Genomic DNA, 14,452 nt, shown 5'->3' with positions numbered 1-14,452 from the left:
TCGGGCTCTATACCGTCGTTTTCGCGTTGGCATGTGATCGTTGACTCTCCCACTCCACTGGAAACGGCTCCAACAGCCCCGGCAGCGTCATACCCTCTGGCTGCTGCCCGTCTAGGATCGCCTCAACCAGATCCGGCGCCAGCAGCGTCAGCCGCAGCAGCGTGCCCAAGTAGCCGCGCTCGATCCGCTCGGCCGCCGCCATCTCGCTGATGGAAGCGTAGCGTCCATCGTCGAGCAGCCGCTGGTACCGGAATGCTCGAGCCAGCGCCTTCACCACCGCCGGGTCAGACTTCGTCCTAACCGTAAGCGCGGTGTCCTGGCCAACCGGCGCCACCACCGTCTTCCGCCCCGGCCGCCGCCGGATCGTCAGCGGCACTCGAACCGTAATGCTGGTGGCCACGCTCATGCTGCAGGCCTCAGCGCCTCAGGGGCCATGGCGGTCAGATCCTGGACCAGGCCGGCCAGCCCCTCCACCCTGAGGCGGATGTCGGCACCGGACGGGCCAACCACCACCCGCTCCACCAGCGACCGCACAATTCGCGCCTGCTCCGCTGGGAATAGCTGCTCCCAGAGCGGATCGAGGCGATACAGCGCCTCCTGGGTCTCGCCCTCCGTCAGGTCCAGCGCCTCTTGGCGCGCCGCCTGCCAGGTGCCGACCACGATCTCCGGCTGCCGCAGCAGCGCCCGCACCTGGTCCACCACCGCCGCCTCGATCTCCGCGGCTGATACCCGGCGTACGATGCTGGCGTCACCGGCGGCACCACCCTTCAGGACCTGCTGAGCCACGTAATAGCGGTAGAGCCGGCCGTTCTTGCGGGTGTGTGTCGGCGACAGCGCCCGGCCATCCACCCCAAAGATCAGCCCCTTCAACAGCGCCGGCGTCTGCGCCCGATTCTGGTTGGCACGCAGCCGGGGGCTGACCTGCAGCACGGCATGCGCCCGGTCCCACAGCTCCCGCGGCACGATCCCCTGGTGCTCGCCCGGGTAGACCTTGCCCTTGTGGGTAGCCTCGCCGACATAGGTCCGGTTGTTCAGCAGCTTGTAGACGTCCCCCTTGTCGAGCGGCCGGCCCGACTTGCTGGTGGCGCCTTCAGCACGCAGTCGCCGGGCCGTCTCCACGCCCGAGCCCGTCTCGGCAAACAACTCGAACAGCCGCCGGACCCGGGCCGCCTCGCCCTCATTCACCACCAGTTTCCGGTCCCGCACATCATAGCCGAGCGGCACCTTGCCCCCCATCCACATGCCCCGGGCCCGGGAGGCGGCAAATTTGTCGCGGATCCGCTCGCCGATCACCTCGCGCTCGAACTGTGCGAAGCTGAGCAGGATGTTCAGCGTCAGCCGGCCCATGGAGGTGGTGGTGTTGAAGCTTTGCGTCACCGAGACGAAGGTCACGCCATGGGCGTCCATCACCTCGACCAGCTTGGCAAAATCCATCAGCGAGCGGCTAAGCCGGTCGATCTTGTAAACGACGATGACGTCAACCTGGTCGGCCTCGATGTCGCGCAGCAGGCGCTGCAAGGCCGGGCGCTCCAGCGTGCCGCCGGAGAAGCCGCCATCGTCGTAGCGGTCTCGCACCAGCACCCAACCCTCAGCGCGCTGGCTGGTGATATAGGCCTCGCAGGCGTCGCGCTGCGCGTCGAGGGTATTGAATTCCCGATCCAGCCCCTCATCGGTGGATTTCCGAGTGTAGACGGCGCAGCGGAGCTTCCTGGTCGCCGCTGGCATAGCCGGTTCGGCGCGCGCACGACGGCTCATGCCCCAGGCCTCCCGCGCAGCCCGAAGAAGGTCCAGCCATTCCACCGCGTGCCAGTAATGTGCCGGGCAATGGCGGAGAGCGACCGGTAGGGCCGGCCCTCAAACTCGAAGTCGTCGGGGCGCACCGTCACCACGTGCTGGACGCCATCGTACTCCCGCAGCAGCCGGGTACCCGGGAGCGGCCGGCTATCCGCGCGGATCCGGCGGAGCACGACGTTGCCGCCATCCAGCTGCTCGCCCAGCGCCTCCAGCCGGGCGCGGGTTTCCCGCTTCAACCCGCCATAGGCCAGTTCCTGGATGCGATAGGCCAAGCGGGACTGGATGTAGGTACGGCTGAAAGGCGGCGGCTCCGTGCCGTACAACTCGCGCCATTGCCGCTTCAGATGGGCGATGGGCGCGGTCTGCAGCGCCGCCAAGCGGCCCAGCACGTCGGCGGGCGGGATGACCGGGATGGTGGGCGGAGTAGAGCCGGCGCTGAGGGCCTGGGAGGGCACCTTGCGCGGTCGAGCAGCAGATTGCCGGGTCATGGAGACATCCGATTCGTGGGAGACACAGGACCGCTCTGCTGGGCGGTGAAGTGTAGCGAAATCTCACCCACTCCTCGGCCTGTTTCGCGGTCCTGCGCCAGATCCTCGGCGGTGCGGCTGCGGAGACGCAGCAGGCCAGTCGCGAGCAGGGCACAGACTTCGCGGAGATGTGGGGGAAGGTGAAGGTTCAGATCACGCTGATGTTGGGCGGCTGGCGGCTCCTGCGTCGGCTTCCCAGGGTCGACCGGCCGGGGATTGCTGGTTAGAACAGAAGAGCACCTTGAGGGCGGTGTTAGCTTCATGGGAGGACATCCTCGTCGTGCCAGCTAAACCTGTGTGCTTGCCTTTGCGGAAGGCGTTCCTGGAGTTTGGGGATCCAGCCTTGGTGGCACAGTACCAAGAGGTCATGCGGGAGGCTGTTCCCTTTCCGCCGATCGGCCCACCGTACTCGATGCATGATGCTTGGAAGCACGAGATGTTCGGAACACCACTCCCCCAGCACCCGTATCTCGTCGCGATGTTCGCGAGGCAGCGAGCGCGTTATGACGCGGTGATGGAGCGGAGGCAGAATGCATGGCAGGCGCTGGAGCCCGGCTTTCGGAAGCAGATCGCCTCCGGGGAGCTTATCTTGGAAGGATTGCAGTGCGCGCCGATCTTGGCGACCGCTCGATCGGTGATCCCCACCTTGTGGGCACGGTTGCTGATCTTCAATACGGCGTCGGACATGGTCTCCACCACAGTTCAGGACCTCGAGTTCATGAACGTGACGGTGCGTCGCGCAGGGCGGCAGCTCAGCGCGGAAGCGAATGCTGCCCTGCCCGACGATCCACCTGAAGCACGCGCAGTCCTCTCTCCGCGCCCACGAGGACGTACGAGCTACGAACCGCTGATCGAGGCCGCCCTCCGCGCGAACTGGGTCGAGGTGCAGCGGCGCGCGGCCAATCGCCCGGGGCAGCGACCCGTTTGGACCGAAATCGCACGGCTCTTGCACAAGTGGCTCGGCAAGGAACATCGCAGCGGGGGGCGGCAGATTCCACATGAGCAGACCATCCGAACAGATCTGCCTCGGATCTACGAGCGTCTGCTGAGCGAAAAACCTGTTCTAAAATAGATCGCTCAACCAAATATCGCTCACCCGATTTCTGCTCATTCAGGCGCACTAACCTTGTGGCATCTCGATCCCTTGCGAGGTGCACCGCATGCCTTCTCTCTGCCCAAACCACCTTTCTCCCCGCCATCTTCGCCAGGCTGACCTCGCACAACGTTGGGGTATCAGTCCGCGCACGCTGGAGCGCTGGCGCTGGCTTGGAGGCGGTCCTCCCTTCCTCAAAATTGGCGCACGCGTTGCCTACCGTCTTGAGGACATCGAGGCATTCGAGGTGCAGCAGCGGCACGCTGCGCGCGAGACGCTGGAGCCTCACAGCAGCAGCCCAACGAAGCGCTTCAAGGATGGGATCGGTGGGCAATGAACGCTCATAGAGAAGCCAAGCAGGAGGAGATGGGGCCGACCGCCCGGACCTATGCCTGCACCTTTGGGTCCTACATGGACAGGGTCTGGACCGATCGGCGCGATCTGGCCTGGGGTGAGCTGACCTCCCTGCTGACCCAGCATCAGATTGGCCCCAAGGAAGGGCCCTGTATTGTCCCTGCCACCTTTACTGGAACGCGGCGGCACAAGAACGATGCGGCCCGCATTGATGTCGTCATGCTTGACAGCGACGCTGGCCATACTCTTGCCGAGATCCAAAGCGCGCTTGTTAAGCAGAGGTGGGCGGCAATCATCGCCTCCACTCATTCCCACCTGACGAACAAAACTCAGGTCAGGCGTGGCAACTGGGACAAGTTCCTGCTCACCGCGCCCGACCGACGCCGCGCCCCGGCCGACTTCCTCCTGGCCAAAGGCTACCTGCCGCGGGTTGTGGAAGGCGCCCGGATCGTGCCTGAGACCGGCGAGTTCGTGGTGCTCGAGCATCAGCCCTGCCCCAAGTTTCGCATCGCCCTGCCGCTGCTCCGGCCCTGGCTGGCTGCCAGCTACGATAGCCAGTTCGGGGCCAATAAGGCTTGGCAGGAGCGGATCGAGGCACTCGCGGCCGCCCTCCACCTCAGCCACGACCAGGCCTGCACTGATACCTCCCGCCTGTTCTATCTGCCCCGCCGCCCCCCGGACGGTCCTCCTCCCGAGACAGCTGTGCTGGAGGGCGAGGTCTGCGATCTTTTCGGGCTACCGCCCGCACCGCGGCCTGATCGCGCAAAGGCAGCGCAGCCTGATGGTCGTCGCCACAAGCGTCTCTTCGGAAGCGAGGAACCACTGGCCTTTACCGATGCTGCGACCGGAGAGACCCTTGAGCTTCAGGAATGGGCGCGCCTTTACGCTGGACGGTTCGAGATTGTCGCAGCGCTCCATACGCGCCGGCCGGACATCTTCACGGGCAAGGTGGCCGAAGGTACCAAGCACCACCTGCGCTGCGTCAATGAGGAATCGCACACGCAAGCCGGCGCAGACGCTGCCACCTTCGTCGTAAATGCCAGCGAGAGTACCAGCCGTGGTTTTGTCTGCCACTGCCGACATGCCCATTGCGATGGTCGCGATCGCCTTCTGTTTCTCCGGCAGATGCTGGAGCAGGGCTGGCTGACCGTGGCTGACCTCACGGCGCCGCAGTTCCTCTCAGGCCAGGAGCGGCCAGTCATCCGTTTCGTTGCGGGCCAGATCCCCAGCATTGTCGACCAAGCTGAGGATGCCCTCCTGCACGCCGATCTCGGCCTCTACCAGAGGGGCGCCTTCGTCGTGCGTCCGGGCGCCGTGCGGGTCAATGTCAGGCAGCGCCACGACGTCTCGACCCTTCGCATCCTGGAGGTTGGCGAGCGAGCTCTCGTCGAAGCCATGACCCAAGCGGCGGAGTGGTTGAAGTACGACAAACGCTCGGAGGATTGGCTGGCCATTGATGCGCCACTGCAGGTCGCTGCAACCTACCTGCAGCGGGTTGGCCGCTGGCGCCTGCCGGTGCTGACAGGCTTGATCAATGCTCCCACGCTGCGGCCTGACGGCTCTATCCTCGCGCGGCCTGGCTACGATGCCGCGACGGGACTTCTGCTTAACACTCATGGCGCCGCGTTCGCCGAGATCCCGGAGCAGCCGGACTGGGAGGAGGGCCGACGAGCGCTGTCCGTCCTGCTGCAGCTGATCCAGACCTTTCCCTTCGTCGGCGAGGCGGATCGGGCGGTGGCACTGTCGGCGATCCTGACCGCCTGCATCCGTCGCTCGCTGCCAACTGCCCCCCTGCATGCTTTCTCCGCCCCCGTCATGGGTTCGGGCAAGTCCAAGCTGGTGGACATCGCCACCCTCATCGCCAGCGGGCGCGAGGCGGCCGTCATCGCGCAGGGCAAGACGGAGGGGGAGTTGGAGAAACGTCTCGGTGCCCTGCTGCTCGCAGGCGAGGCGGTCATCCCGATCGATAACTGCGAGGCTCCCCTGGGAGGCGAGTTCCTCTGCCAGATGCTGACGCAGCCGATCGTCCGCGCGCGCATCCTGGGCCGCTCAGAGGCGCCCGAGCTCCCGGCCAACGCCATGGTCACGGCCACCGGCAACAACCTCGTCCTGGTCGGCGACATGGCACGACGGGCGCTGCTCTGCCAGGTCGACCCGCAGTGTGAGCGCCCGGAGCTGCGGAGGTTTGCCTCCGACCCGGTGCGGCAGATCAAGGCTCACCGACCCCGCTATCTCGTCGCGGCACTTACGGTCCTGCGGGCCTACCATGTGGCTGGCCGGCCACAGCAGGCCGACCCGCTGGGCTCGTTTGGTGAGTGGAGCCGCTGGGTGCGTGACGCTCTGATCTGGCTCGGCCAATCCGACCCGGTCACGACGTTGGAGACGGTGCGCGCGCAGGATCCGCAGTTGGATGCGCTGACTGCTGTTCTCAGCCAGTGGTGGGAGGCCCTGGGTGGCCGGCGTGTCGCGGTGCAGGACATCATCGAGTGCGCCACCAGGACTGTGGCCCGCCCTGGTTTCGGTTTTACCGAGCGACCGACGCCTGTTCACCCCGCCTTCCGCGAAGCGCTCTTGCAGGTGGCGGGCGACAACGGCTCGGTGAACAGTCGTCGCCTGAGCCGCTGGATCAGCAACAACGAGAACCGCATCGTCGCCGGTCTGAGGATTGTACGGAAAGGCCTGCTGACCGGCTTTCTGACGTGGGAGCTTCAGCCGGTCGCAGCTGAGTCGGATCGTCCTGCAGAACCTCGTCTTGATCCGGTGGCTTAGTGGCTTTCAGTGGCTTTGTTTTCCATACCCCGCGGGAAGTGTCACAGAGCTTCCTACTCATGTTTAATCGTGATGTGTGCGTATGACAGTTACAGGAGAGGGGTGAAATCTAAGCCACCAAAGCCACTAAGCCACCGCGGGAGCGGGTTTCGATCGCGCGCGACGTTGGCAGCAGGCGCGCCTGCAAAATGCGGAAGTATGCTTCCTGCAGCGTAGACAAAGGAAGCCGAGCGAAAGAATGTCATGTAGCAGCACGAATCTCGGAGGTGTATTTTGCACAGGTGTCCCAAGGATGTGTAATGCCGCTCCGCCCCGCTCTGCATCACCCACCGCGCGACGATCCGCACGCGGTACGTCGCGCGCAGATGCAGGCGCTGGACCGGCAGCGCGGATCGGCGTCGGCCCGCGGCTATGACACCGCGTGGCGGCGGTTGCGGCTGACGGTGCTGGCCGAGGAGCCGCTGTGTCGCTTTTGCCGCGAGCGAGGCCGGGTGGTGGCTGCAACCGAGATCGACCACATCACGCCGATCGCCGCGCGCCCCGACTGGCGCCTGGCCCGCGCCAACCTCCGCGCACTCTGCCGCTCCTGTCATGCCGCGCTGACCGCGAGCGGCCTGCAGCGGCGGGGTCAACCACCATGACCCCCGGGGGGGGCGGGTCAAAACTCGCCGGCTTGTGCCGGGGGACCGCGTCCCCCGCAGATTTTTCACGATTGCACATTCGGCCAATTTGCGGCGGAGGCTCTGAGCATGCAGCAGACAGCTTGGCCGGCGGATCAGGTGCAGCGCTGGCCTCTGGCGCGCCTGACACCCTATGCCCGCAACGCCCGCACCCACTCCGACGCGCAGGTGGCGCAAATCGCCGCCTCGATCCGCGAGTGGGGTTGGACAGTGCCGGTGCTGGTGGATGAGAGCGGCACCATCATCGCCGGGCATGGTCGCGTGCTGGCGGCGCAGCGCCTCGGTCTCGTCGAGGTGCCGGTGATGGTCGCCCGCGGCTGGTCCGAGGCCAAGCGCCGCGCCTATGTGCTGGCCGACAACAAGCTGGCGCTGAATGCCGGCTGGGACGAGGCCATGCTGCGGGCCGAGCTTGCGGACCTCGCGGGCATGGGCGCCGATTTGTCGCTGACCGGCTTCAGCGCCCAGGAGGTGGCGGCACTCACCGCGGAGGACAGCGCCGGGCTGACCGATCCGGATGACGTGCCCGAGGCGCCGGCGGTTCCGGTGAGCCGCCTGGGCGATGTCTGGCAACTCGGGCGGCACCGGCTGGTCTGCGGCGACAGCACCGGCGCGGATGACGTGGCCAAGGCCCTGAACGGCGTCCAGCCGCATCTGATGGTTACCGACCCGCCCTATGGCGTCGCCTACGACCCGGCGTGGCGCAACCAGGCCGGTCTTTCGGGCACCCAGCGCACCGGCAAGGTGCTGAACGACGACCGGGCCGACTGGCGCGAGGCCTGGGCGCTGTTCCCCGGCGCGGTCGCCTATGTCTGGCACGGTGCGCTGCACGCCAGCACCGTGGCCGAGAGCCTGCTGGCCGCGGGCTTCCAGATCCGCGCGCAGATCATCTGGGCAAAGGACCGGCTGGTGCTGAGCCGTGGGCATTATCACTGGCAGCATGAGCCCTGCTGGTACGCCGTGCGCGACGGCGCCAAGGGTCACTGGTCCGGTGACCGCAAGCAGACCACCCTCTGGTCGATCCCCTCGCGCGATCAGGATGCGGCCACGATCCATGGCACGCAGAAGCCCGTCGGCTGCATGCGCCGGCCCATCGAGAACAACTCCTCGGCCGGCCAGGCGGTGTACGAGCCGTTCTGCGGCTCCGGCACCACCTTGATCGCCGCCGAGATGACCGGCCGCGCCTGTCACGCGCTGGAGCTCGATCCGGCCTATGTCGACGTGGCGGTGCTGCGCTGGCAGGCCTTCACAGGCCAGCAGGCGGTGCTGGCGGGCGATGGCCGAGGATTTGCGGAGATCGCCTCTGCGCGCCAGCCTGAGGCGGTGGTGGCCGCCTGATGCCGCGCCCTGGTCCCAAACCCGTGCCGACCGCGCTGCACCAACTGCGCGGCTCCTTCAACGCCACGCGCCATGGCCGTGGCCGGGCGGGAGAGCCCGTGCCGGAGGGCGAGCTGGCCGCCACCGCCCCCGACTGGATGAGCCCGGGTCAGCGGGAGAGCTGGGCTTATGCCATGGGTCATGCGCCAAAGGGCCTGCTCAAGCCGCTCGACCGTGGCGTGCTGGCGGTGTGGGTGGAGGCAGAGGACCGTCACCGCACCGCCGTGCAGCAGCAGGCCAAGCTCGATGCCAGCTCCACCCTGCCGCTGATGACCCGCGGCAAGGACGGCCAGCCGATCCCCTCCCCGTACCTCCGCATCATCCGCCACGCCGCCGAGACCATGCTGCGCGCAGCCAGCGAGCTGGGCTTCTCGCCAGCGGCCCGGCCGAGGCTGGCCGCAGGCCAGCCAGAGGCGCCGGCCAGCGAGAGCCCCTGGACCCGGCTGCAGGTGATCCATGGCCGCCAAGACGCCGGCTGATCCCTGCCCGGGCGTGGCCGAGGCGCTGGCCTATGCCGAGGCGGTGGTTGGCGGCACGAGCTCTGCCTGTCAGTACGTGCGTCAGGCGGCGGAGCGCTTCCTGGCCGATAGGGCGGCAGCGGAGGCTGGAACGGGACCCTGGGCGTTTCGCCCTGATCTCGCCGAGGCAGCGATGCTGTTCGCCGAGCAGCTGCCCAACATCAAGGGACCGGAGGCAGGGCGTCCCCTCCGCCTGATGGGCTGGCAGCGCTTTGTCTTTGCCAATCTGTTCGGCTTCGTGGAGCGCGGCACCACCACCCGGCGGTTCCGCCAGGCGGTGGTCTATGTGCCGCGCGGCAACGGCAAGACCACCTTCGCCGCGCCCATCGCCCTCTACCTGACCTTCATCGAGGGCGAAGGCGGTGCCGAGGGCTACGCCGCCGCGGTCACCCGGGACCAGGCCCGCATCTTGTTCGACGCCGCGCAGCAGATGGTCCGCCGCAGCCCGGAGTTCCGCCAGGCTTTCGGGGTAGCAGAGCGGGCCAACGCCATCTACCAGGAACACACCGCCAGCAAGTTTGTGCCGGTCTCCTCGGACGCCAAGTCGCTCGACGGCCTGAACGTGGCGGTCGCCGTCTGCGATGAACTGGCCAGCCACCGCACCGCCCTGGTCTATGACGTGCTGCTCACCGCCATGGGCAAGCGCCGCCACCCGCTGCTGCTCTCCATCAGCACCGCCACCGGCAATACCAGCGGCATCGGCCGGCAGATGTGGGACTACGCGGTCCGGGTACTGGAGGGGCTGCAGCAGGATGAGCGGCTGTTCGCGCTGATCTATACCGTCGATGAGGGCGATGACCCTTGGCAGGAAGCCTCCTGGATCAAGGCCAATCCCTCCTGGGGTCAGGCGGTGCAGCCGGACGCCATCCGCGCCATCATGCGCCAGGCCCGCAACAACCCAGCGCAAGAGGCGGCGGCCAAGACCCGGCATCTGAACGTCTGGGTTGGCGCCGACGAGGCGCTGTTCAGCACCCGGGCCTGGAAGGCCTGCACGGATCCCAGTCTCACCCTGGAAGCGCTGGCAGGACAGGAGTGCCATGTGGCGGTGGATCTGGCAGCCACTACCGATTTGACGGCGCTGGCCCTGGTGTTTCCGAGCCAGGACCGAGATGGCAAGCCGCACTACGACGTCCTGGCGCGCTGCTACCTGAACGAGGCAGCGGTGCTGGAGGCCCGCAACCCTTCCTATCCCGGCTGGGCGGCGGAGGGCTGGCTCACCGTCACCCCAGGCAGCGAGACCGACATGCGCACCGTCGAGGAGGATCTGCGCAGCCTGGCCGAGCGCTTCCAGATCCGCAGCCTGGCGTTCGATCCCTGGCAGGCGCGGCAGATGCGCCAGTCACTGGCCGCCGACGGGCTGCCGGTGGTCGAGTTCCACATGCGCACGGGCAACCTCTCGGAGCCCACCAAGGAGCTGGGCGCGGCGATGCTGGCCGGCCGCATCCGGCACGACGGCAACCCGGTGCTGGAATGGTGCCTCGGCAATGTGGTCGGGCACTACGACGCGCGCGGCAACGTCTACCCGCGCAAGGCCCGGCCCGAGCAGAAGATTGACGCCGCCATGGCGCTGATCATGGCGCTGGGGCGGGCCACCAGTGACGGCGAGCAGGGCAATATCGGGGAGTTCCTGAGAAACCCGGTATTCGTGTGAGCGGTCCCGCGAGTGGCCAGCGATGCCCTGCGGGAGGCGCATGGCGCTTGGCAGCGGCGCCGAAAAACCCTAAGTAATACCTCTCTATACATCGGTATTACCGAGGCAGCCATGACAACCACCGTGACCAGCAAAGGCCAGGTCACCATCCCGAAGCCGGTGCGCGATCTCCTGGGCATCACCACCGGCAGCGCGGTCGAGTTCCGCTTGACGCCGGAGGGTCAGGTCGTGCTGACCCGCGCGGGTGCCACGCCGCGGCCGCAAAGCCGGTTCGCCAAGCTGCGCGGTGCGGCGGGGCCTGGCATGAGCACCGACGAGATCATGGCCCTGACCCGCGGCGAAGGCTGAGCCGGCTTGGCCACGCTGGTCGATACCAACGTCCTGCTCGACGTCGCGACAGACGACCCGCGTTGGGCGGACTGGTCGCTGCGGCAGTTGGAAGCCGCGTCGGCGCAGGGACCGCTGCTGATCAACGACGTCATCTACGCCGAGCTCTCGGTGCGCTTTGCGGGCATCGAGCAGATGGACGCTTTCGTGGCCGATGCCGACCTCCGGCTGGAGCCGCTCACCCGCCCTGCCCTGTTCCTCGCCGGCAAGGCCTTCAACCCGTATGCACCGCGGGGTTGGGAGTGGGAGTAGCGGAACGGGGTGGACGGCAACGTCCTGCCTCCGCGACGGGCGATGCGGCTTTGTGCCGTGCCGTGGCGAGCGGTCGGAGAACCCGGACCGTCCCACTTCAAGTCCGGGGCGCCGTTGCCCAGGCGGCAGAAACGGTCAGACCCTCAGGCTGATACGACTGTTACACAAACTACCAACGGTCATGGTCGAGGATGGCGGGCAGGGCGTGCTGCGCAGGCCGTTCAAGCGTGGTGGCGCGTGGTTCGTCCACTGGGCTGGAACGACCTGGCTGACGAACCCGGTGCGCCGCGGCGGCGACATCGTCTTCGGTGTTGACTGGGGCCGCGCCAAGGACTGAACCCCGCTCAGTTGCGATGCCGCGGGCTTCCACACCCCGGCGTCCCGGGGTACAAAGCGGCATCGCCAAGGTTGCCAGCGAGTGGACCCTGATCGCTCTGGCCTACAACTGCCGCAGGCTTCATCGTCTGCGGCCCGCCGCCTGACCCACAACCCGACTATCACACCGCCAGCAGACCCAAACCCGACAGACTGCTAGAGCGATCTAACATCCGACGAAAGCGTAAAGGCGGCGTTTGAACGCGTACGGAAACCGAGCCGGGGACCACGCATCATTTTGCGGCATGGAAGCTCAAGGCGACAAAGGCTGTTCCGGCCTGTTCCAAACATAGGCGAGCACGGAGAGCATGATTCCGGCCGCGAGGGCCTGTAGAACACGCGACTCCGTCTCCAGGAAGATCAACGAATAGCTTACTATCACACTGAACGTAATGATCCATTTCATGCCACGCGGGATCACGCCCGAAGACTGCCAGTCCATTATGAGCTTGCCGAACCGCGGATGCGTTGTCAGCCATTTCTCCATCGCGGGCGACGAGCGAGAAAAGCAAGCGGTCGCGAGCACAAGAAATACGACGCCGGGAATCAATGGGATCACCAGCGCAACGATGCCGAAGACGACACAGAGGCAGCCGAGCGAGACATAAAGTGGGCGCTGCCAGCGGGGCTTCAGGGTGGGACGCTTGCTAATAGGGGGGATCCTTGCTCGTGGGCGGAATGTTAGCTTGACTTAGCCCGTGACAGCAGGCTTGCCCAGCCGCAGCGGCGTCATGAGTCCTGAGCTCAGTCCGGCGTTCCGGTTCAGGCTAGCACTACTTTGGCAGAAAAATGCTGACCGACATTCCCCAAGTGGCCTGCCGCTTGACTTCAAGATCGCCTAGTTTTTGCTCGCTGGGCAAGCGTTTTTCGCCCCGAGCGGTGTCTGTCGTCGCGCAAACGGCCGAAGTCGGGTGGATCAAGCCTCGAACCCGCAGCATTCTGGCCCGGCAGAGCCGCTTTTCCGCGCGGCAGACGGACCTGTCCTGCCGCTTTCGTTCAGCTTGGGCATGGATCGTGGTCATGCGCATGACGGAGGCGTTCGAAGACGGCGGATGGCGGCAAGGACGGCCCGCACCATCGGGCCGGTGACGGCGACCTCGGCCAACTGGAAGGTAATGGCGCGGGCGTGGCGGACGACGCGGGCGCCGATCTTGATCAGCTTGAGTTGCAGGCTGGTCAACGACCAGTCCGCCATGGCCTCGGGCAGTTCGATGCAGCGCAGGAAGGTTGCCAGGTTGTAGGCCAGCGCGTGCAGTTGCAGCCGCACCTCGTTGTGCCGGAACTTCCGGCATGACAGCCGCGTCCAGCGAAAGGCATATTTGCCTTCCTTGATGTGCTGCTCTGCGGTGCCGCGCTGGTTGTAGAACCTCACCACCCAGTCTGGCTCCATCGGCAGGTTGGTGACGATGAAGCCGACTTTGGGGAACAGCTCGCCCGGATGCCATTCGATCTTGGCGATGACGCGGCGCGGCTTGTCCCAGGACGCCGCCTGATACTCGAAGTCCTCGAAGAACCGTTTGACCTTGGTCAGCGAAGGCCGTCCCACGGGCCGTGTCAGCCGATGCGCGATCTTCTCGCGCAAGACGGCGTTGGCGGGCAGACGGATGGCGTAGAAGAACCTGGCTTCTTCCAGCCGCATATAGATCGCGGGGATCGCGTAGGCAGCGTCGGCCCGGAAGAAGCGTCCACCAAGGTCGCGGCCAGCATATCGGGCAATGACGGGATCAAGGACATCCCGCCAGCCATCGGCGCTGTGGACATTGCCGTTACGCAGGGCGCAGCGCTCCAGCATGCCAAACTGGTTGAACAAGAAGATGGGGTGATAGCAGGTGCAGTCGAAATGCCCGTTCCAGGCAGCACCTTCCTGATCGCCGTGGGTGGGGCTGACCGAGCTGTCCATGTCCAGCACGATGTATTTCAACCCGTTGCGGTCATGAAACCGGTCGATCCATTGGCCGTTCAGATCGGCCAGCGCCGCCCGGTTCGCGGCCAGAGCCAGCGTCTCGGTCTCGAACCGTCCCATCTGCGATGCCGAAGCAGCTTGCGCCTCGACGGCCCTGCCGCCAACGACCTGACGCATCACGGGATCGAGGGCCAAGCGGTCGGCATCGTTCACATCCTCGTATCCGGCCAGTCGTCCGAACACCGATTGCCGGAACAATCCGTCAAGCCGATGGAGCGTGTTCTTCCCGGTGCGGCTGTCTCGCAGCGCCTCCGACGCCAGATTGGACAGGCCGAGCACGTCATCAAGCTCGCGCATCACCAGCAGGCCACCGTCTGAACTGATCTGCGCACCACGGAACTCCAGACGCACACGGCGGTCGAAATCAACCCGATCTCCCCGCGCCAAGCCCGCACCCTCCAGGTGATCCATGAAACGCGCCCCTCGCAGCCGTCAACGCCATGATTTATATGCGAAATATCACGATTACGACAGCGAAATCAGCGACTTACTTGGAGAATGTGGGTTCAAGGCTTATCGCTCCCGTGGAGGCTCTCGCACCGGTGTTCTACCCGACTTCCTGATCGGCGCTCAGGCGGCGGTCCTGCAGCTACCGCTGCTGACCCGGGATTTGACACGCTACCGCAGCTACTTTCCCACTGTTGCGCTGATCGGGCCAGATCAGGAGTAATGGTCTCGGCAGCGGCAGCGGCAGCGGCAGCGGCAGCGGCAGCGG

16 protein-coding genes are annotated in these 14,452 nt (G+C 66.2%); 11 read left to right on the top strand and 5 right to left on the bottom strand.

Going from position 1 to position 14,452, the window contains the following annotated elements:
- Nucleotides 1–7: 7 nt before the first annotated feature.
- The 3 genes from ACZJYS_RS00185 to ACZJYS_RS00175 are packed head-to-tail and all read right to left on the bottom strand — an operon-like array spanning nucleotide 8 to nucleotide 2,282.
- The gene (locus ACZJYS_RS00185; RefSeq protein WP_493175052.1) at nucleotides 8–406 is read right to left on the bottom strand and encodes a hypothetical protein; all 399 of its coding nucleotides are present in this window, start codon (nucleotides 404–406) and stop codon (nucleotides 8–10) included.
- A complete protein-coding gene (locus ACZJYS_RS00180; RefSeq protein WP_493175050.1) occupies nucleotides 403–1,755 on the bottom strand; it encodes a recombinase family protein in 1,353 nt (450 codons plus the stop codon). Before ACZJYS_RS00180 ends, ACZJYS_RS00185 begins: the two co-directional genes overlap by 4 nt.
- Complete coding sequence (locus tag ACZJYS_RS00175) at nucleotides 1,752–2,282, bottom strand: DUF2924 domain-containing protein (RefSeq protein ID WP_493175049.1); 531 nt, start codon at nucleotides 2,280–2,282, stop codon at nucleotides 1,752–1,754. Before ACZJYS_RS00175 ends, ACZJYS_RS00180 begins: the two co-directional genes overlap by 4 nt.
- Nucleotides 2,283–2,667: 385 nt before the next feature.
- Between ACZJYS_RS00175 and ACZJYS_RS00170 the strand changes: the two genes are divergently transcribed.
- The 10 genes from ACZJYS_RS00170 (at nucleotide 2,668) to ACZJYS_RS00125 (ending at nucleotide 11,736) form a co-directional block, all read left to right on the top strand.
- Nucleotides 2,668–3,393, top strand: coding sequence for a hypothetical protein (locus ACZJYS_RS00170; RefSeq protein WP_493175047.1), 726 nt, complete (start codon nucleotides 2,668–2,670; stop codon nucleotides 3,391–3,393).
- A gap of 88 nt (nucleotides 3,394–3,481) precedes the next feature.
- A complete protein-coding gene (locus ACZJYS_RS00165) occupies nucleotides 3,482–3,751 on the top strand; it encodes a helix-turn-helix transcriptional regulator (RefSeq protein WP_493175045.1) in 270 nt (89 codons plus the stop codon).
- On the top strand, nucleotides 3,748–6,537 hold the full coding sequence (locus tag ACZJYS_RS00160) for a hypothetical protein (RefSeq protein WP_493175043.1): 2,790 nt from the start codon (nucleotides 3,748–3,750) through the stop codon (nucleotides 6,535–6,537). Before ACZJYS_RS00165 ends, ACZJYS_RS00160 begins: the two co-directional genes overlap by 4 nt.
- 299 nt (nucleotides 6,538–6,836) lie before the next feature.
- On the top strand, nucleotides 6,837–7,178 hold the full coding sequence (locus tag ACZJYS_RS00155) for an HNH endonuclease signature motif containing protein (protein WP_493175041.1): 342 nt from the start codon (nucleotides 6,837–6,839) through the stop codon (nucleotides 7,176–7,178).
- A gap of 108 nt (nucleotides 7,179–7,286) precedes the next feature.
- Entirely contained in the window at nucleotides 7,287–8,552 is a 1,266-nt protein-coding gene (locus ACZJYS_RS00150) for a site-specific DNA-methyltransferase (RefSeq protein ID WP_493175039.1), read from the top strand.
- Complete coding sequence (locus tag ACZJYS_RS00145) at nucleotides 8,552–9,070, top strand: phage terminase small subunit P27 family (protein WP_493175037.1); 519 nt, start codon at nucleotides 8,552–8,554, stop codon at nucleotides 9,068–9,070. The genes ACZJYS_RS00150 and ACZJYS_RS00145 overlap by 1 nt, the downstream gene beginning before the upstream one ends.
- Nucleotides 9,048–10,760, top strand: a complete 1,713-nt coding sequence (locus ACZJYS_RS00140; protein ID WP_493175035.1) for a terminase large subunit — start codon at nucleotides 9,048–9,050, stop codon at nucleotides 10,758–10,760. Before ACZJYS_RS00145 ends, ACZJYS_RS00140 begins: the two co-directional genes overlap by 23 nt.
- A gap of 111 nt (nucleotides 10,761–10,871) precedes the next feature.
- Nucleotides 10,872–11,108 carry an AbrB/MazE/SpoVT family DNA-binding domain-containing protein gene (locus tag ACZJYS_RS00135; protein ID WP_493175034.1) on the top strand — a complete coding sequence of 79 codons (237 nt, stop codon included), beginning with the start codon at nucleotides 10,872–10,874 and terminating at the stop codon, nucleotides 11,106–11,108.
- A gap of 6 nt (nucleotides 11,109–11,114) precedes the next feature.
- A complete protein-coding gene (locus ACZJYS_RS00130) occupies nucleotides 11,115–11,399 on the top strand; it encodes a type II toxin-antitoxin system VapC family toxin (protein WP_493175032.1) in 285 nt (94 codons plus the stop codon).
- 181 nt (nucleotides 11,400–11,580) lie between these two features.
- Entirely contained in the window at nucleotides 11,581–11,736 is a 156-nt protein-coding gene (locus ACZJYS_RS00125; RefSeq protein ID WP_493175031.1) for a hypothetical protein, read from the top strand.
- 291 nt (nucleotides 11,737–12,027) lie between these two features.
- Here ACZJYS_RS00125 and ACZJYS_RS00120 read toward each other — a convergent pair whose 3' ends face one another.
- Together ACZJYS_RS00120 and ACZJYS_RS00115 are read right to left on the bottom strand one after the other, a co-directional pair.
- A complete protein-coding gene (locus ACZJYS_RS00120) occupies nucleotides 12,028–12,408 on the bottom strand; it encodes a YbaN family protein (RefSeq protein WP_493175098.1) in 381 nt (126 codons plus the stop codon).
- A gap of 384 nt (nucleotides 12,409–12,792) precedes the next feature.
- Nucleotides 12,793–14,148 (bottom strand): IS1380-like element ISPme1 family transposase, encoded by a 1,356-nt coding sequence (locus tag ACZJYS_RS00115; RefSeq protein ID WP_012112698.1) that lies wholly within the window; start codon nucleotides 14,146–14,148, stop codon nucleotides 12,793–12,795.
- Between ACZJYS_RS00115 and ACZJYS_RS00110 the strand changes: the two genes are divergently transcribed.
- Nucleotides 14,147–14,407: a type II toxin-antitoxin system VapC family toxin gene (locus ACZJYS_RS00110; RefSeq protein ID WP_493175028.1), complete on the top strand. Its 261-nt coding sequence runs from the start codon at nucleotides 14,147–14,149 to the stop codon at nucleotides 14,405–14,407. The two genes, ACZJYS_RS00115 and ACZJYS_RS00110, sit on opposite strands and share 2 nt — an antisense overlap.
- The last annotated feature ends 45 nt before the right edge of the window (nucleotides 14,408–14,452 follow it).

The organism is Roseomonas sp. TS2, assembly GCF_058833935.1.
Note: the sequence above shows the minus strand (reverse complement) of the source record. Positions and strands in the feature narration are given on the sequence as shown.